This window comes from Streptomyces sp. NPDC056527, assembly GCF_042794475.1.
In the GTDB taxonomy this organism is placed as follows: Bacteria; Actinomycetota; Actinomycetes; order Streptomycetales; family Streptomycetaceae; genus Streptomyces.
In genome coordinates this window covers 1-17,132 of the sequence record NZ_JBHTTQ010000051.1, presented here as the reverse complement: position 1 = coordinate 17,132, position 17,132 = coordinate 1, and the positions used below count along the sequence as shown (strand labels likewise).

The 17,132-nt window shown below is 72.3% G+C and carries 14 protein-coding genes; 6 read left to right on the top strand and 8 right to left on the bottom strand.

Annotation, left to right across the window (positions count from 1 at the left end):
* Positions 1-145: 145 nt before the first annotated feature.
* The 4 genes from ACFQ7Q_RS23200 to ACFQ7Q_RS23185 form a co-directional block, all read right to left on the bottom strand.
* On the bottom strand, positions 146-3,310 hold the full coding sequence (locus ACFQ7Q_RS23200; RefSeq protein WP_383558374.1) for an SAV_2336 N-terminal domain-related protein: 3,165 nt from the start codon (positions 3,308-3,310) through the stop codon (positions 146-148).
* A 7-nt stretch (positions 3,311-3,317) separates the two neighbouring features.
* Positions 3,318-4,325 (bottom strand): AAA family ATPase, encoded by a 1,008-nt coding sequence (locus ACFQ7Q_RS23195; protein WP_383558371.1) that lies wholly within the window; start codon positions 4,323-4,325, stop codon positions 3,318-3,320.
* Positions 4,326-4,434: 109 nt separating this feature from the next.
* Positions 4,435-6,675 carry a trypsin-like peptidase domain-containing protein gene (locus ACFQ7Q_RS23190; protein ID WP_383558368.1) on the bottom strand — a complete coding sequence of 747 codons (2,241 nt, stop codon included), beginning with the start codon at positions 6,673-6,675 and terminating at the stop codon, positions 4,435-4,437.
* Positions 6,672-7,082 carry a CU044_2847 family protein gene (locus tag ACFQ7Q_RS23185; RefSeq protein WP_383558365.1) on the bottom strand — a complete coding sequence of 137 codons (411 nt, stop codon included), beginning with the start codon at positions 7,080-7,082 and terminating at the stop codon, positions 6,672-6,674. The genes ACFQ7Q_RS23190 and ACFQ7Q_RS23185 overlap by 4 nt, the downstream gene beginning before the upstream one ends.
* A gap of 141 nt (positions 7,083-7,223) precedes the next feature.
* Between ACFQ7Q_RS23185 and ACFQ7Q_RS23180 the strand changes: the two genes are divergently transcribed.
* Positions 7,224-7,406, top strand: coding sequence for a DUF6104 family protein (locus ACFQ7Q_RS23180; protein WP_161252429.1), 183 nt, complete (start codon positions 7,224-7,226; stop codon positions 7,404-7,406).
* Between the two features lie 53 nt (positions 7,407-7,459).
* On the opposite strand, the gene ACFQ7Q_RS23175 is transcribed toward ACFQ7Q_RS23180, so the two are convergent.
* Positions 7,460-8,275: a hypothetical protein gene (locus ACFQ7Q_RS23175; protein WP_383558363.1), complete on the bottom strand. Its 816-nt coding sequence runs from the start codon at positions 8,273-8,275 to the stop codon at positions 7,460-7,462.
* 147 nt (positions 8,276-8,422) lie between these two features.
* Here ACFQ7Q_RS23175 and ACFQ7Q_RS23170 point away from each other — a divergent pair, with 147 nt between their 5' ends.
* Together ACFQ7Q_RS23170 and ACFQ7Q_RS23165 are read left to right on the top strand one after the other, a co-directional pair.
* Complete coding sequence (locus ACFQ7Q_RS23170; protein ID WP_383558360.1) at positions 8,423-9,283, top strand: DUF4097 domain-containing protein; 861 nt, start codon at positions 8,423-8,425, stop codon at positions 9,281-9,283.
* A gap of 1 nt (position 9,284) precedes the next feature.
* Positions 9,285-10,244 (top strand): helix-turn-helix transcriptional regulator, encoded by a 960-nt coding sequence (locus ACFQ7Q_RS23165; protein WP_383558357.1) that lies wholly within the window; start codon positions 9,285-9,287, stop codon positions 10,242-10,244.
* Between the two features lie 94 nt (positions 10,245-10,338).
* On the opposite strand, the gene ACFQ7Q_RS23160 is transcribed toward ACFQ7Q_RS23165, so the two are convergent.
* From ACFQ7Q_RS23160 to ACFQ7Q_RS23150, 3 genes are all read right to left on the bottom strand, one after another.
* Positions 10,339-11,715 (bottom strand): cellulase family glycosylhydrolase, encoded by a 1,377-nt coding sequence (locus ACFQ7Q_RS23160; protein ID WP_383558354.1) that lies wholly within the window; start codon positions 11,713-11,715, stop codon positions 10,339-10,341.
* A 65-nt stretch (positions 11,716-11,780) separates the two neighbouring features.
* Positions 11,781-12,746: a zinc-binding dehydrogenase gene (locus ACFQ7Q_RS23155; RefSeq protein WP_383558351.1), complete on the bottom strand. Its 966-nt coding sequence runs from the start codon at positions 12,744-12,746 to the stop codon at positions 11,781-11,783.
* A gap of 213 nt (positions 12,747-12,959) precedes the next feature.
* Positions 12,960-14,168, bottom strand: a complete 1,209-nt coding sequence (locus ACFQ7Q_RS23150; protein WP_383558349.1) for an NADP-dependent malic enzyme — start codon at positions 14,166-14,168, stop codon at positions 12,960-12,962.
* 536 nt (positions 14,169-14,704) lie between these two features.
* Between ACFQ7Q_RS23150 and ACFQ7Q_RS23145 the strand changes: the two genes are divergently transcribed.
* From ACFQ7Q_RS23145 to ACFQ7Q_RS23135, 3 genes are all read left to right on the top strand, one after another.
* The gene (locus ACFQ7Q_RS23145) at positions 14,705-15,676 is read left to right on the top strand and encodes an ABC transporter substrate-binding protein (protein WP_383558347.1); all 972 of its coding nucleotides are present in this window, start codon (positions 14,705-14,707) and stop codon (positions 15,674-15,676) included.
* A 30-nt stretch (positions 15,677-15,706) separates the two neighbouring features.
* Positions 15,707-16,648 (top strand): amino acid ABC transporter permease, encoded by a 942-nt coding sequence (locus ACFQ7Q_RS23140; protein WP_383558345.1) that lies wholly within the window; start codon positions 15,707-15,709, stop codon positions 16,646-16,648.
* On the top strand, positions 16,645-17,132 hold a 488-nt coding region (locus tag ACFQ7Q_RS23135; protein WP_383558342.1), incomplete at its 3' end, for an amino acid ABC transporter ATP-binding protein. The genes ACFQ7Q_RS23140 and ACFQ7Q_RS23135, both read left to right, overlap by 4 nt.

Here is a 17,132-nt window from a genome sequence, read left to right as displayed (position 1 = left end):
GCTCCTCCCCACCGACGCCAGTCCCCCACGGTCGTAGCGGCGGAGCGGTTCTTCCCGACGCCAGGAAGTCAGAAACCCGTTCGACTCAACTGCGCCCATTCACGCCCCCGTTATCCAGCCGTTCTCGTAGCGCCTCTCCGTCGGCCTAGTCGGCGGTGTCGCTCCACGCCCACCACGGCGGCGCGATCCGGCGGCGGTCCTCGCCGGAGAGCCGGGCCTGCGGCGGTCCCTGGTCCCTGCTCACCTCCGCGAGGAGCGCCCTGGTCCGTTCGACATCGCTCCAGTCCACCTCCACCAGCGCGGCGGTGAGCCGCTGCCACTGCTCGGCCGACGCCCGAAGCGCACTCCTCGCCCCGCCCGTGCGGCCCATGAGCCACAGGACCGCCGCCTGCGCATGCAACGCCCGCGCGCCGGTGATCGTGCCGGGCGTGTCTCCATGGGCGGCCCGGGCGTCCTCCCAGGCCCGTTCGTAGGCCGTGAGCGCGTCGCCGAGGACACCGTCCCTGGCCGACTCGCTCAACTCCAGTCTCACCCGTCCCAGTTGCAGCCATACCTCGGAGCGCAGGGCGATGTCCCGGGTGGTGCGGGCGGCCTGCTCCAGGAGGTGACGGCTCTCGTACAGGTCGGGCAGGAACCCCGCCCGGTGGAAGCGCAGGGCCAGCACGCTGCCGATCAGGATCCGGGCGCGGGCACGGTCCGGCGCCCCGGCCGGGAGACGGGTGAGGGCCTCGCGCAGCACGCTCTCGGCCCGGTCGACGGGGGCCTGACCGGGGGTGGCCGCGGCACGGCGCATCAGGGACTCGCCCCAGGTCATCAGGATCCGTCCGCGCTGCTCGCTGTCGGCGGGGGCGAGCAGGGTGGCCTCCTCGTAGGCGGCGTCCGCGGCCGCTCCGTCGTCGGCCGTGTCGTGGAGCCGGGCGCGCGCCCTGGTCCAGCGCAGCCGCAGCGCCGCGCCGTCGCCGAGGAGCTCCCCCGCCCGGTCGAGTACGGGGGTGATCTCGGCCGGGTCGGCGCCGGCGAGGTGCAGGGCGTCGGCCAGGTCGAGGAGGGCGGGGCCGCTCTCCCGGAGGGAGAGCGCGGTGGTGAGTTCGGCGGCCGCCGCCGGTCCGTCGCCGCGCGCCAGGAGCAGCCGTCCGCGGCGCAGATGGAGGGTGTGGTGGTGGGCCTCGGGCCAGTCCGGTACGTCTCCCGTCAGCGCGGCGAGGGCCTCGTCCAGGTGCCGGGTGTCGGCGGTGTGGCGCCACAACCCGTGGTGTGCCACGGCCTGTTCGAGCCGCGCCTCGGCCCACTCCGCACCGCCCTGCTCGGCGAGGTCCGCGGCCCGCTCCAGCTCGGTCAGCGCGCGGGTGATCAGTTCGTGGCGGCGTTCGGTGCCCTGGACGGCGGCGGTGCCGGACTCCGCGTACAGCACGCGTCCGAGCAGGATCCCGGCCTCGACGGGGTGCTCCGACAGCGCGGCCTCCGCCTGTTGGCGGGCCCGGGTCAGCAGCGCGGGGTCGGACTGGCTGCGCCACTGGTCGAGCAGCCGTCGCGCCGCGGCGAGCGGGTCGGGGGTGATCAGGTCGGGGTGGTAGAAGCGGAGCACGCGCGCGGGGATACGGGCGAACAACTCGGGCTCGGTGCCCACCGGGCCGCTGGGTTCGTCGGTCGCCTCCACCGCGCCGGGAAGGGCCGCCGGGTCGTCGGTGGGCCGGCCGGCAAGACCGGCCGCCGCGAGCGCCGGGAAGTTGCGCATCCCCTGGCCGAAATTGCGCTCCACGTACTCCGAGCAGTGCTTGAGCACGAGCGCGGCGGCGCTGCGGTCCAGGGAGCCGAGGAGGTGCTGCTGGACGCCGGGCGGATAGCTGAAGCACGGATACGGGGACGGGCCGGGCAGTTGCCGCAGCAGACCGCTGAGCAGGACCTCGGCGAGCTCCATGGGGCCGGTGTCGGGCAGCATCGCGCGCTGCACGAGCTGCATGACGGGAAGGGCGAGCGGGGCGGCGGCGAGATGGACGGCGAGCCGCACGGCGCCGGACGAGGCACCGGCCGTGAAGGCGCGCAGCAGTTCCTCGTCGCTGCGCGGGACACGGGTCCGGCCGGGGCCGGCGTCGGGCGCGGCCCCCCGCAGCGTCTCGGGGGCGATCATGGCCGCCCAGCCCCGGATCGCGCCGGAGCCGTGGCCGGCGTGGAGCCGCGCCCAGGAGGCGAACGCCTCGGGTGTGGGCGTGAGCACGGGCACCGCGCGGGTGTCGGGGGCGACCGGCTCCCAGGGCTCCTCGTCCGGCTGGAAGCCGGTGTGTCCGCCGGGGGCCGAGGGACGGAGCAGCAGGCCCGGCTCGACGGACAGGGCCGTCCGTGGCCAGAGCCTCGGGGGCAGCGGCTGGACGAGGGCGAGCGGGGACTGCCGGGGCCACTGGTGGATGAGCCGCTGCGCGGCGCCGCGCTGCCAGAGAGAGCCGACGCAGTCGCTGACGATCAGGGTGAGACGGCGGCCGGTGGGGTCGTGGAGCTGGTCGCCCGAGCGCAGCCGGGGCCGCCCGTCGGCCCCCGAGGTGGTGGTGACCCGCGGCGGGCCCTCGCCCGTGTCGTAGAGCCGGTGGACACGGACGTCGCGGAAGGCGCCGGACTGCTGGCATGCCTGGCGCAGCTCCTCCACCATCCGGGTCCAGACGACCATGGCGGGGCCGGTGTCCATGAGGAGCTGGATGTCGGGCCGGCGCCCGGCGGCGGGGCGCAGGACGGGGGTCAGGACGCCCGCGGCGGCGCTGCGTTCGGCCGTGGCCTCCTCGTCGAGCAGCCCCTCGCCCGGCCGGAGCGGGAAGTGGGCGTAGTGCCGCAGCGGGCGGAGCGCCTTCTGGAGTCCGAGGAGACCGGGCAGGGCGTTGGCGCCGGGCGCGCGGACGGGCAGGTTCCTGCTCCGGTCCGCACGCCGACGGAACGCCTCGCCCTCGCCGGGTTCCCGGGGGCGGGTGTACAGCGAGAGGCCGACGGTGTCGGAGGCGCGGACGGGCCGCGTTCCGTCGTCGGCGCCGGTCTGCGTGCCCGCCTCCCGGCCCCGTTCGTCGCCGATGCCCGCACCCGGAGGGTTACGGGCACCTGTCGCATCGTCGCCGACCATGGCCGGATCTCGCCCCTCCGTCCGCTCCTCGGGGCGTAACGGGTCCTCCGACGCGTCCACGGGCCGGTCCGCCGCGGGATCCTCCGGATCCGGGGAGGCGGTCGGCAGCCACTGGGCGAGCCAGACGGCGTCCGCGACCTCCTCGGCGGTCGGCGTATGGCCGCCGGCGCGCAGTCGGCGGGTGAGCTCTTCCAGATGCATCCGGTGCATCCGGCCATCACCTCGGCTGATCGAGCGGCTGCATGAGCATGTCCGCGATGCGTTCCCGGGTCACCCGCTCGGTGCGCGGGGCGTGCTGGGTCAGGTAGATCGCGTTCAGGAGCTGGTCGGTGGCGATGACCTCGCCGGGGTCACGGTTCAGGAAGCGGCTGACGAGGCCCTCCTCGCCCGTGGCGGCCTCCGGCCCGAGGTGGGCCTCGATCATGGCTCCCAGCTGCTCCTCGCCCGGCGGTTCCAGCTCCAGGCGGATGCAGCGGCGCAACAGGGCGGCGGGGAAGTCCCGTTCGCCGTTGGAGGTGAGGACGATGAAGGGGAAGGTCGAGCAGCGGATGCGGCCTCCCTGGACGGGCACCTTGCGGCCGTCGTCGTCGAGCACCTCGACCACCGGCTCCCGATCGGCCAGCCGCTCCAGCTCGGGGATGGCGAACTCGCCCTCCTCCAGGGCGTTCAGCAGGTCGTTCGGCAGGTCCAGGTCGCTCTTGTCGAGCTCGTCGATGAGCAGCACCCGGGGCTGCGCGGAGGGAAGCAGCGCGGTGCCGAGCGGCCCGAGCCGGATGTACGAGCCGATGCCGGCCGGAGTCGCGGCCGGGATCGTCGATCCGGCCTGGGCGCGCTCCAGTTGGACGTCCTGCAGCCGGCCGATGGCGTCGTAGCGGTAGAGCCCGTCCTGGAGGGTGGACCTGCTGACGATGGGCCAGCGCAGCACACGGCCGAGGCCCAGCTCATGGGCGACGGCGTGGGCCAGGGTGGATTTGCCCGTGCCCGGGTTCCCGGTGACCAGGAGCGGCCGGCGCAGATAGAGGGCCGCGTTGACGGCGTCGGTCTCGGCGGGCCTGGGGTGGTGGTTCTGGACCAGGCGGCGGCGCACGCCGAGCCGCCGGTCACGGCCGGCGAGGGTGTCGTCGGCTCCTCCGGTGGAGAAGTCCCGCCAGGGCGGCGGGGCGGGCAACCGCCGTATCTCGTCATGCGGGTGGCCGGCACCACGGTAGATCCGCCAATCGTTCACGATGAACTCCTCCTGGCTGTGGTGTCGTGGCCCGGCGCGTCGAACGTACCGCCCGCCCATGGGCGCGGCCGACTCGAATTCCGGACGATTTGTCCCGGTGTTCGCGGGGTCACCAGCCCTCCTCGCCGAGCATCGGGGGGCCCTGGAGCGGATCCTCGTGCGGTGGACGGTCGGGCGGGTCGAACAGGACGGCGAGGGTCGAGGCCCAGGCGTGCTCGGAACGGACGGCCGACGGATCATCGCCGCTGCCGGCGTCCGCGGCGGTGCCGGCACCCGTCCCGTCGCCCGTCCGCGCGTCGTTGCCCGCGCCGGTGGCCGCGTTCGTGCCGTTGCCCGTCCCCGTGTCGTTGCCCGCGCCGGTGGCCGCGTTCGTCGCCGCGTTCACGTCCGGGGCCTGATCGAAGTCGTCGTACTCGTCGGGGTCGACGTCCGCGTCCGCGGCCACGCGCTTCCGCAGCGAGAGAACCGGCGCGTGCAGCGCTTCGGCCCTGCCCGCCCCGGCGAGCAGCCGGCCCGCTCGCTCGTGGAACTCGACGCAGTCCGCATGATCATGGGCACCGCTCCGCCACACCGCGATCGGGTGACCGGCGGCCAGTGCGGCGGCCATCGCCTTGAGCCCCTCGCCGCTGCCCACCTGGCCGCAGAACACGGGCACGGAGCCGTCCTCGGCCTCGGAGAGCCGCACCCACGCCTGCCGTGGGGTCTCCCGGCGGATGCGCGTCGTGTGCGCGTCCCGCCCCGCGCCGAGCGTCTCGGCGCGCAGCGGAACCGCCTTGAGCGGCCCCAGACCTGCCGTGCGCCACCGCTTGTGCCACTCGGGCGCCGGCGGCCGCTCGTTTCGGGCCCGGTCCCGGATCACGACGATCCGGCGCTGGCCGAGGGGCAGCGAGCGTTCGTCGAAGAGCTCGTCGTCGGGCGAGAGCCGCCAGGTGTCGAGGGGTTCGTCGAAGAGTTCGCGCGGCAACAGGGCCTCGACGGCGGCCAGATGCTCACCGCAGTCGCCGAGGGCCAGCGCCTTGGCGAGCGGCTGCCGCAGGGTCTCGTAGAGCCGTTCCCGCTCGACTCCCACGTCGTTCCCGTCCACCGGCCTGATCGTGTGCCCGTCGAAGAGCAGCTTCACCCGCCAGGGGAACCGATTCACATAGCGAGGGGAATCGATCTCGATCAGGACGTCGGCCCGCGAGCCGGCGTCCGGGACAGCACGTGACCCGCCGCGCCGCCCGTGGCCGAGCAGCCCCGCGATCGTCTGCCGGATGACGAGCGGCGTCCCGGCCGCGGCGTCGGTGACCCACGCGCCCAGGCCCCGGACCGCCGCGCTGTCGCCGTGCCGCTCCCTGACGTGCCGGGCGACCCTGGCCGCGTAGACGAGTACGGCGTTCGGGCTGAGGGCGGAGGCCGATTCCTGGTTCGGATCGTGGAGCTCCTGGAGCAGTCCGACGCCCTCGCGCCAGGTGTGCGGGGCGTCTTCCAGCAGGGGCCGGACGTTCAGACCCACCGTCAGCTCCCTGACCTCGTCGACGAGGTGCAGCACATCGCCCGGTCCGCCGGGCGGGGGCAGCTCGGCGAGCCGGCCGTACAGATGGATACGGCGCCCGGGGTCGAGGCCCTGGGTGGTGGGGGGCCGGTGTCTGATCTGCGCCCTGGTCCAGTCGGAGTCCTCGGAGAGCGAGCGGTAGCGGGCGAGGTGGTGGCGGTCGTGCTCCCGGATGACGTCGGAGAGCAGCCGGCCGCCGCGCGCCCGGTAGAGCTGCCGCAGCGAGGTGATGGGGACGGCGGCGCCCTCGTCCGCACCACGTCCCTTGTTGAGCCCGATGACGGCCGCGCGGTTCAGGTCGACCACCGGCCCGCCGGAGAGCCCCTTCACGGGCTGTGTCCCCCGCAGCAGGAGCGCCTCGCCGTCGACGCCGTGGATCTCGCCGACGGCGTCACGGATCCCCAGCCGGCCGGTCTCCCGGGACCAGCCGTGCAGGCTGACCTGGATCGGCTCGGCGATCACGGGCATCCGCTCGCTGAGCCGTACGCAGCTCACGTCCTGGACGTCGGGGACGCGGACGAGCGCGAGGTCGGGGAAGTCCCAGTCGTCGAGTTCCTGTTCGGGCACTGCGGGACGCGGGCTGGCCAGGGCGACCTCGCCGGTCGTCACGCCGCCGTCCCAGACGATGCCGACGGCCCGCTCGCCTCTCCACACCGCGCTTCCTCCCTTTGCCACGACATGGGCGCAGGTCAGCACCCAGCCGGGGGCGATGAAGAAGCCGGTGCCCCAGTACCGGTCGCCGTGCGGGTCATACCCGTCCCCGGGAGCCGCGATGCGTACCAGTGCGGGGCGCACGAGGGATTCGAAGGCGCTCATACGGCGCCATCGGCCGCCGGGCGGTGGTGCGGCCCGGTGTCGGGCGCCGGCGCGGGTCCGGGAACGGATGCCGGGCCGGGCGTGCGGGCCGGGTCCGAGGCGTCCGGTTCCGGGGCAGGCACCGGGCCCGGTTCGGTCCAGGTCAGGGAGACCGAGATCGAGGCCGTGCCGCCGCCCTCGGCGAGGACGCTGATCACCTTGCCCGCCTGCGCGGACAGTTCGATGCCGAAGGTGACCGCGACCTCGACCGGTGCCTGCGGGGAGAGTCCGGCCCGCAGCGAGCCGACCACCCCGCGCACCACGTCGGTGAGTCCGCCGGCCATGGAGACGACCCGGTCGCCGATGCCGGTGTCCTGGAAACCGCCGCCCCGTTCCAGCTCGGCCGGCTCGCTGATCCTGGCCCACACCGGTGTTCCGTCGTCCAGTCGAATTCGAGCGATCCCATGCGTCACAGCGGCCCCCCGCTCCCCGAAACGATGATGAAGAAGGCTAGTCCCTGCCACCGACAAGCGCGAGGGGCCGTCCGGGCCACGACCTATCCTGATCGCATGTACTTCACTGACCGTGGCATCGAGGAACTGGCGAAGCGGCGCGGCGAGGAGGAGGTCACCTTCGAGTGGCTCGCCGAGCAGCTGCGGACGTTCGTCGATCTCAACCCCGACTTCGAGGTGCCGGTCGAGCGCCTCGCGACCTGGCTTGCGCGTCTGGACGACGAGGACGAGGACGAGTGACCCGGGGTGGCGGGCGCCGGTCGGCGCCGGGTGAGTAGGGACCCTCTCCCGGGTCACCGACCGCGCAGGCGGTCGTAGGCCAGGCCCAACGCCCCGTGCACGACGAGCAGCGCCCCGGCCGCCGCCCAGCCGCCGCTACGGCGGCCGATGCCCCACGCGAGCAGCGGCACCCCCGCGCCGAGCTGCACCGCTCCGAGCAGCCGGGCCCTGGGGCCGCGCACGTACGGGCCGAGCCGGCCGCTCTCCACGGCGTCGAGTTCGGCGCGCACGGCATCGCGCCAGCCGTGCCATTCGAGCTGTTCGGCGCCCTGGGCCAGGGCGACCGAGCGGAGCCGGTCGGCGCTTTCGCCGGGGGTGAGCCCGGCGGGCAGGGCGAGACCGGTACGGGTGAGGACCGCGGTCAGGGCGATGAGCCGGGCGTGGGCGTCGGCCTCCCTGTCGGGTCCGGTGAGCGGCTCCAGGGCCTGGACGTCCAGGACGGGGTCGAGGGCGAGTCGGGCCGCGAAGGTGCGCATGGCCTCGTCCTCGCCGACGGGGGTGCCGTCGGCGAGCCAGGTGTAGCCGACCGTGCGGCGGAATCCGGCGGCGAGGGTGTACCCGGCCCGGTCCGCGTCCCACCAGAGCGCGAGCACGGGCCAGGTGGCGGCGGAGACGGCCAGCGCGGTGGCCCAGCCGGTGACGACCCGTTCGACGGGTTCGCCGCCGTGGAGCCAGGGCTTTCCCTCCGGGACGATGACGCTCCACTCCGTTCCCGCCGGGGCCAGGAGCAGCTGCTCCCGCAGCAGCTGCGCCGGCGGACGGACGGCCGCGGGCTCGGCACGGCAGAGCAGCAGCGCCCCGACGGGGCGCGGTCCGGATGTCGCGTTCATGGCCCTACGCTAGGTCAATTTGTCCAGGTTCGAGGGTGAATGCCCTGACGAACCACCGGAGAACGGGGTTGACTTCCCGGCACCGCGATATATCGTGTTCGTCAAGAGACGCGATATGTTGCGTCCCCGATGCGGGAGGTCAGCACGATGACAGAGTGGTCCGTGGCCGAGCCGACGAAACTCACGCTGACCGACTCGGTGACGCGACTCCGGGTGCGCATCGTCGGCGGCACGGTGAATGTCGTGGGCACCGACGAGCCGACCGCCCGCCTGGAGGTCTCCTCCGTCGAAGGCCCGCCGCTGATCGTGACCCAGGAGGGTTCCACCCTGACGGTCACCTATGAGGACCTGCACTGGAAGGGCGTCCTCAAGTGGCTCGACCGCGTGGGACACCGCCGCCACGCCGTGGTCTCCGTGGCCGTCCCGGCGGGCGCGGACGTCGAGGTGGGCGTGATCGGCGCCGGCGCGGTGATCTCCGGCATCAGGGGGCGTACGGACGTTCGGGGCGTCACGGGCGACACCACGCTCGTCGGGCTCTCCGGTCCGGTCCACGCCGAGAGCATCTCCGGCAGCCTGGAGGCCCAGTCCGTCACCGGCGCGCTGCGCGTCAACTCCGTGACCGGCGACGTGACGGTCATCGAGGCCGCGGGCTCCGTGAAGGCCGACACCCTCAGCGGGGACATGGTGATCGACCTCGACGCCACCGATCTGGACGGCCCGCCCGCCGACATCCGGCTGAACAGCGTCTCCGGCGAGGTCGCCATCCGGCTCCCGCACCCGGCGGACGCCCGCGTCGAGGCGAACACGACGAGCGGCTCCGTCTCCAACGCCTTCGACGACCTGCGGGTCGCCGGACAGTGGGGCACCAAGAGCATCACCGGCACCCTCGGGGCCGGCCGCGGCACGCTCAAGGCGACGACGGTCTCCGGCTCGATCGCCCTGCTCCGCCGCCCGGACGCGGCCGCGTCCGACGACTTCGAAGCCGCCTCCACCGGAAAGGTGCTGTGACATGCCGCCCGTCTTCGCCCACGGCCGACTGCGCCTCTATCTCCTCAAGCTCCTCGACGAGGCCCCCCGCCACGGCTACGAGGTGATCAGGCTTCTGGAGGAGCGCTTCCAGGGGCTGTACGCACCCTCCGCCGGCACGGTCTATCCGCGGCTCGCCAAGCTGGAGGCCGAGGGCCTGGTCACGCACGCCACCGAGGGCGGCCGCAAGGTGTACTCGATCACCGACGCGGGCCGCGCGGAGCTCGCCGGCCGCGGCGGCGAACTGGCCGATCTGGAGCTGGAGATCCGCGAGTCGGTCTCCGAGCTGGCCTCCGAGATCCGTGACGACGTACGCGGGGCGGCGGGCAAGCTGCGCAGCGAGATGCGCGCGGCGGCGAGCGAGACCCGGCGCAAGGACTCCTCGTTCGCCGACGCCAAGGAAGAGCTGCGCCGCGCCAAGCAGGAATGGCGGGAGCAGACCCGGCAGGCCCGCGCGGAGGCTCAGTCGGCGCGCCGCCAGGCGACGGAGTTCCAGCGGATCGCCAAGCAGGTCCAGGACGAGGTCCAGGACCGCTTCGCACGCGGTGACTGGCCGAAGGGTGTCTGGGAGGGCATCTCCGACATCACGGCCCAGCTCGGCGGCCTGGTCTCGGGCACGACGCACCCCAAGGCGTCGGCTCCCGAGCCGAAGGCACCCGATGCGCCCACCGCACCGACGGCGCCCACCGCGACGGACGGGACCGGCTCCGACCGTTCGGCCGCCGCCGCGGCCGCGGCGGAGTGGGCCGCCGACGCGGAGTCGACCGGCGACCCGGCCCGTGATCTGGACCGGCTCCTGAACCGCTTCCGCGACGACATCCGCGACGCGGCCCGCGACCACGGGGTGACGGCGACACAGCTGGCGGACACCCGCCGCCATCTGTCCACGGCGGCGGCGCACATCACCGCCCTGCTGCACCGGAGCGGCGAGCAGGCCCGCTGATCCGGCGCGGGGCAGCGGGAGACAAGCCCGCCACCCCGGCGAAGGACCCGCCCGCGGCGGGGCTGCCACCCCGCCGCGCGACGGCCCGGCACGGTCAGCCCCGGGTGACGGTCACCGTCACGCGGGCTCCCGGCGCGGCCACCACCCACGCCCGGCCCGCGTCCTTGCGGAGCACGACCGCCTTCCCTCGCGCCGCCACCCGCCAGGCGCCCGGGGGAAGGGACAGCTCCGTCACCCGGGAGCCGCGCCGCCCGGAGTCGTACTCCAGCCGGTAGATCCCGGTCCCGGAGTCGTACGCGGAGGAGCGGACCGCGCCCGCGACCGCCTCCGCGTACGGCTGCGCCGTCTCCTCCTTGTTCGTACGGAAGGTCCCGGCGCCGTCCACGGCGCAGTACCCGCCGCCGTAGCACCACACGTAACCGGCCCACCCGCTGCCGTACCGGCCGAGCGAGGCCATCGCGTCCCGGTAGAAGCGGTTCATGTTCGGCAGGGAGTTGTTGAGCGGCCCCCACTCCCCCACGACCACCGGGACCTTGTACTCCTTGGGGTACTGCGTCACGGCCTGCTCGTACGTCTCGATCCAGCCGGCCGCCGGGTCGTAGTCGGCGCCCGCCTCCATGGCGGTGTTGTAGAAGTGCGGGGCGTAGACGATCTTCGGGTCGTCGATCCTCCCGAGGCCCGTCGGCACGCCCTCGCCGACGATCGGCGTGGGCTCGACAAAGATCCAGGCGTCCCGGTCCACCGATCGCACCGCGTCCGCGAGCCGGTTGTACATGGGGGTCAGCTGTTCGCGCTCGATCCGCCGGGCGGCCGTCGGCAGGTCCTCGCCCTCGCGCAGCTCCCCCATCGGCTCGTTGATCAGGTCGTAGCCGAGGACGGCCGGATGGTCCTCGAAGCGGTCGGCGAGGACACGCCACATCCGGGCCTGGGCGCGCCGCAGGTCCTCGTCCCCGTAGAGATGCGTGAAGGCGCGCTGCACGGCCGGCTCGAAGTACTCGGCGAACCAGTCGTCGGGGTGCGGGGTGAAGGGCAGCCCGTCCGTCCTGGTCGCCCAGGCGGGCACGCCCCGGTGGCCGAAGGCAGGTCCGAAGACGTCCTGGTGGGCGTCGACGAGGACATGGACGTCGTACTTCTCCGCCCAGTCCAGGATGCGCTCGATCTTCCGCAGATAGCTCTGGCTGTACTGGCCCGGCCGCGGTTCCAGGTCGTCCCAGAAGACCAGGAGCCGGGCGAAGTCGAAGCCCTTGGCGCGCATGTCGCGGAAGTGCCGCTCGGTGATGGCGCTGAGCGCCTGCTCACCGCGGTTCGCCTTGTCCTCGACGTTCCAGCCGCGCAGCGTGAGGGCCCGGCCGCGTTCGTCGGTGAGGACGGGAATGCCGGTGCCGGTGCCGATGCCGGTGTCGGCATGGGCGGCCGCGGGGGCGAGCAGCGCGGCGACAACGGCGCCTGCGGCAAGGGTCGTTCGCAACATGAGAACCTCCGGCACGACGGTGTGAGCGCAGTGCCGGAGATCCCATCAGCAGATCTGACGATGCATCAAGAGTTTGTCAGGACGATCTTCCCGAAGAGCTCGCCCGAGGCCATCTTCTCGAAGCCCTCACGGGCCCGGTCCAGCGGCAGCACCTCGTCGATCACCGGCCGTACGCCCGTGGCCGCGCAGAACGACAGCAGGTCCTCCAGCTCGTCCTTCGAGCCCATGGTCGAGCCGACGACCTTGAGCTCCAGGAAGAAGATCCGGGTCAGCTCGGCGTGCGAGGGGCGGTCGCCGCTGGTCGCGCCCGAGATGACGAGCGTGCCGCCGGGGCGCAGCGACTTGACCGAGTGCGACCAGGTGGCGGCGCCGACGGTCTCGATGACGGCGTCCACGCGCTTCGGCAGCCGCGCGCCCGGCTCGTACGCCTCGACGGCGCCCAGCTCGACGGCGCGCTTGCGCTTGGCCTCGTCGCGGCTGGTGGCGAAGACGCGCAGACCGGCGGCCTTGCCGAGCACGATCGCGGCGGTGGCGACACCACCGCCCGCGCCCTGCACGAGGATCGAGTCACCGGGGCGCACTCCGGCGTTGGTGAACAGCATCCGGTACGCGGTGAGCCAGGCGGTCGGGAGGCAGGCCGCCTCCTCGAAGGAGAGCTCCTTGGGCTTGGGGAGCACGTTCCAGGTGGGCACGGTGACGCGCTCGGCGAAGGTGCCCTGGTACCGCTCGGTCAGGATGGAGCGCGGCTCGTCGGGTCCCACGCCGTGGCCGGTCTGGCCGATGACGGAGTGCAGGACGACCTCGTTGCCGTGCTCGTCGATGCCCGCGGCGTCGCAGCCGAGGATCATCGGCAGCCTCTCCTCGGGCAGCCCCACACCGCGCAGCGACCACAGGTCGTGGTGGTTGAGGGAGGCGGCCTTGACGGTGACGGTGGTCCACCCGGCCCGTACCTCGGGCTCGGGCCGTTCCCCCAGCTCAAGGCCGTTCAACGGCTGGTCGCGGTCGATTCGGGCGGCGTAGGCAGCGAACATGACCATGAGCGTAGGGTCACCGGGCCCCCGGCGGAACCGCACATCGCTGTGACGCACGTCCCTGCCGAGCAGGCCACGAGGGCGTACGCCGGGACCTCGCGCCCCCGGCCGTGAGCGGCACGCGGGAGGGCCCCTCCGCGCCGCCCTGCCGGCGCATGCGGAAGGGCCCCGCCCTGAGACCAGGACGGGGCCCTTCACGGGGTGCGCGACGCGTCAGCGGCGTGCCACGCCCTCGGCGCGGGCCGCGGCGGCGACAGCGGCCGCGACGGCCGGGGCCACCCGCTCGTCGAACGGCGACGGGATCACGCAGTCGGCGGAGAGCTCGTCGGCGACCACGTCCGCGATCGCGTTGGCCGCGGCGATCTTCATGCCCTCGGTGATCCGGGAGGCCCGGACCTGGAGGGCACCCGCGAAGATGCCGGGGAACGCGAGCACGTTGTTGATCTGGTTCGGGTAGTCCGAACGGCCGGTCGCCACGACGGCCGCGTACTTGTGCGCGACGTCGGGGTGGACCTCGGGGTTCGGGTTGGCCATGGCGAACACGAACGCGTTCGGAGCCATGGACGCGACCGCGGCCTCCGGGACCGTACCGCCGGAGACGCCGATGAAGACGTCCGCGCCGGCCAGCGCGGTCTCCAGGGAGCCGGAGAGACCCGCCTTGTTGGTGATCTCCGCGAGCTCGCGCTTGACCGGGGTGAGGTCGCCCCGGTCCAGGCTGACGATGCCCTTGCGGTCCGCCACGGCCACGTCGCCGAGCCCCGCCTCAAGGAGGAACTTGGCGATGGCGACCCCGGCCGCGCCGGCGCCGGAGATGACTCCGCGCAGGTCACCGAGGGTGCGGCCGGTCAGCTTCGCCGCGTTGCGGAGCGCGGCGAGGGTGACCACGGCCGTGCCGTGCTGGTCGTCGTGGAAGACGGGGATGTCGAGGCGCTCCTGGAGCTTGCGCTCGATCTCGAAGCACCGCGGCGCCGAGATGTCCTCCAGGTTCACTCCCCCGAAGGAGGGGGCGAGCCGGACGACGGTCTCCACGATCTCGTCGGTGTCGGTGGTGGCGAGCGCGATCGGCACCGCGTCCACGCCGCCGAACTGCTTGAAGAGGATGGCCTTCCCCTCCATGACCGGAAGCGAAGCCTCCGGGCCGATGTCGCCGAGTCCGAGCACCGCCGTACCGTCGGTCACGACCGCGACGACCTGGGACTTCCAGGTGTAGTCGTGGACCAGTTCCGGCTGCTCGGCAATCGCGGTGCACACCTTGGCGACGCCGGGCGTGTACGCGAGGGACAGGTCGTCCTTGTCGCGCAGCGGCACCGTGGCCGAGATGGCCATCTTGCCGCCGCGGTGCAGCGCGAAGGCCGGATCGAAGGGCTCCTGAGCCCCTTCCGTGCCACTGTCGCTGCGAGGATTGACGATCTCCGCTGCCATTGGGTTGACCCCTTAAGTCTTCTTCATTTGAGGGTGGCCACTCCTGGTTGAGGAGGGGTGGGCGGGTCCCGCGGTCGCCGTGTCTGGCAACCGCGCGGGCGCGCCGCACAACGCGCCCTGAGCCCCGGATGAGGGGTGTAAGGATCCTTCTTACCGGACGTACGACACCGTAGACGAGTCCAATTCGGAGCGGTGATGCGACTCATACGGCCGCATTGGCACCTTGCGCGGAGCAGGCGCATCATCGAATGTCCGGACACGCTATGCCGTACACCGGATCGTGGCCTTCGTATCGTCCGAATGGCGAGATAGACCGGAGATTTTCCGGCGGTAGCACGGTATCTCCGAAGAAGGTCCGGCCTTGATGTACCGGCCTGTCGTGATTCGGGGGTCACCCGTTATCCGATTTTGACATGCGGAGCCGCACGATTCAGGTAGTCCGAATGGCAAGATGCCCGTAATCACACGAGGTCGCGACACCCGAAGGTGCGTGCGCGGCCTATGGCAACTCCCTCATACGCCGGAGGAACCCGACCATGACCGCACGCTCCACGCGCTGTACGACCGCCAAGACCCGTACCTCCCGTCTTGCCGCGGTCGCCGCCATCGCGGTCGCCGGCTCCATGCTGCTGACCGCGTGCGGTGACCAGACCGAGGGCGGCTCGACCCCCGAGGGCGGCAAGACCGGCGCCGTCTCCAGCGCTCCGCTCTTCTCCAAGCTGCCCGCCGACATCCAGAAGGCCGGCGTCATCAAGGTGGGTACGGACGCCACGTACGCCCCGATGGAGTTCAAGGAGGGCGAGAAGATCGTCGGTGTCGACCCGGACATCGCCGCGGCACTCTCCAAGCAGCTCGGCGTGAACTTCGAGTTCACCAGCGGCACGTTCGACACGCTGCTCACCGCGCTGCCGACCGGCCGTACGGACATCGTGATGTCCTCGATGACCGACACCAAGGCCCGCCAGGAGGGCCTGGACGACAAGGGCCAGAAGACCGGCACCGGTGTCGACTTTGTCGACTACTTCACCGCCTCCACCGGCATCCTGGTGAAGAAGGGCAACCCGGAGAACATCCGGTCCCTGGACGACCTGTGCGGCAAGAAGCTTGCCGTCCAGCGGGGCACCACCTACGAGCAGGCCGCCAAGGACCAGGCCGAGAAGTGCAAGGCGGACGGCAAGCCCGCCCTCACGTTCGAGTCCTTCCCGACCGACGCCGAGGCCCAGACCCGCGTCAAGGCGGGCGGCGCCGTCGCCGACCTGAACGACTCGCCGGTCGCCGCGTACATCGCGAAGACCGCGGGCGGCGGCAACGACTTCGAGGCCATCGCCAACAAGACGGACGCCGGTCTCTTCGGCATGGCCGTCGACAAGAAGAACACCCAGCTGCGTGACGCGCTCAAGGAAGCCGTGGACGCGATCATCAAGGACGGCACCTACAAGGCCGCCCTGGACAAGTGGGGGGCCGCCGACGGCGCCATTCCCGCGGCCAAGATCAACGGCGGTTCCTGACCTCTCGCGTACCACTGAAGGGCAGTCGTCGTGACTGACAAGTTCGACAAGGTTCCCGCCGGGGCGGCACCCGCCCCGGCGGGGGTCCCGCCGGAGGCCATCAAGGCCATTCCGGTCCGCCACTACGGACGCTGGATCGCCGGCATCGTCGTGGTGGCCCTGCTGGTCCTCCTCGGTTTCGCCTTCTCCCAGGGCAACGTCCGCTGGGCCACCGTCCCCGAGAAGCTGTTCGACCCCAGCATCCTGTCCGGCCTGGGCAACACCATCCTCATCAGCGTCGCCTCCATGGCGCTGGGCCTGGTCCTGGGCGTGCTCTTCGCCGTCATGCGGCTCTCCAAGAACCCGGTGACCAGCTCCGTCGCCTGGCTCTACATCTGGATCTTCCGCGGCACCCCGGTCTACGTGCAGCTGCTGATCTGGTTCAACCTCGCCCTGATCTTCCCGGTCTTCAACATCGGGTTCTACAAGGACGAGATGACCGACGTCATGACCCCGTTCCTGGCCGCCCTGCTCGGGCTCGGCCTGAACGAGGGCGCATACATGGCGGAGATCGTCCGCGCCGGCATCCAGTCGGTCGACGAGGGCCAGACCGAGGCCTCCCACGCGCTCGGCATGTCCCAGGCCAAGACGATGCGGCGCGTGGTGCTCCCGCAGTCGATGCGGGTGATCATCCCGCCCACCGGCAACGAGTTCATCAACATGCTCAAGACCTCCTCCCTGGTCGTCGCCGTCCAATACCCGGACCTGCTGCGCGCCGCGCAGGACATCGCCTCGACCTCGTTCGCGGTCATGGAGATGTTCTTCCTCGCCTCGATCTGGTACCTGATCCTGACCTCGGTGTTCAGCGTCGGCCAGTTCTACCTGGAGCGGCACTACGCCCGCGGCTCGCTGCGCTCCCTGCCGCCCACACCGTGGCAGAAGGTCAAGGCGAACCTCGCCCGATTCTCCAACCGTGAGGCGGTGGCCAAGTGACTCTCATGGTGAAGGCCGAAGGCGTCCACAAGTCCTACGGCGCCGCCCACATCCTCAAGGGCATCGACCTCGAGGTGAACAACGGCGAGGTGTTCTGCCTGATCGGCCCGTCCGGCTCCGGCAAGTCCACCTTCCTGCGCTGCATCAACCACCTGGAGAAGATCAACGCCGGCCGGCTCTACGTCGACGGCGAGCTGGTGGGCTACCGCCAGAAGGGCGACAAGCTCTACGAGCTGAAGGACAGCGAGGTCGCAGCCCAGCGCCGCGACATCGGCATGGTCTTCCAGCGCTTCAACCTCTTCCCGCACATGACGGCCCTGGCCAACGTCATGGAAGCGCCGATCCAGGTCAAGGGCGAGTCCAAGGCCGTCGCCCGCGAGCGCGCCGAGCGGCTGCTGGACCGGGTCGGCCTGGCCGACAAGGCCGGCAACTACCCGACCCAGCTCTCCGGCGGCCAGCAGCAGCGCGTCGCCATCGCCCGCGC

What these genes read in the sequence shown, in the direction of transcription:
- ACFQ7Q_RS23180 (WP_161252429.1), top strand. Translation starts at nt 7,224, where the DNA reads ATGTACTTCACTGACCGTGGCATCGAGGAACTGGCGAAGCGGCGCGGC.
- ACFQ7Q_RS23145 (WP_383558347.1), top strand. Translation starts at nt 14,705, where the DNA reads ATGACCGCACGCTCCACGCGCTGTACGACCGCCAAGACCCGTACCTCC.
- ACFQ7Q_RS23190 (WP_383558368.1), bottom strand. Translation starts at nt 6,675, where the DNA reads ATGAGCGCCTTCGAATCCCTCGTGCGCCCCGCACTGGTACGCATCGCG.
- ACFQ7Q_RS23170 (WP_383558360.1), top strand. Translation starts at nt 8,423, where the DNA reads ATGACAGAGTGGTCCGTGGCCGAGCCGACGAAACTCACGCTGACCGAC.
- ACFQ7Q_RS23150 (WP_383558349.1), bottom strand. Translation starts at nt 14,168, where the DNA reads ATGGCAGCGGAGATCGTCAATCCTCGCAGCGACAGTGGCACGGAAGGG.
- ACFQ7Q_RS23160 (WP_383558354.1), bottom strand. Translation starts at nt 11,715, where the DNA reads ATGTTGCGAACGACCCTTGCCGCAGGCGCCGTTGTCGCCGCGCTGCTC.
- ACFQ7Q_RS23175 (WP_383558363.1), bottom strand. Translation starts at nt 8,275, where the DNA reads ATGAACGCGACATCCGGACCGCGCCCCGTCGGGGCGCTGCTGCTCTGC.
- ACFQ7Q_RS23200 (WP_383558374.1), bottom strand. Translation starts at nt 3,310, where the DNA reads ATGCACCGGATGCATCTGGAAGAGCTCACCCGCCGACTGCGCGCCGGC.
- ACFQ7Q_RS23165 (WP_383558357.1), top strand. Translation starts at nt 9,285, where the DNA reads ATGCCGCCCGTCTTCGCCCACGGCCGACTGCGCCTCTATCTCCTCAAG.
- ACFQ7Q_RS23155 (WP_383558351.1), bottom strand. Translation starts at nt 12,746, where the DNA reads ATGTTCGCTGCCTACGCCGCCCGAATCGACCGCGACCAGCCGTTGAAC.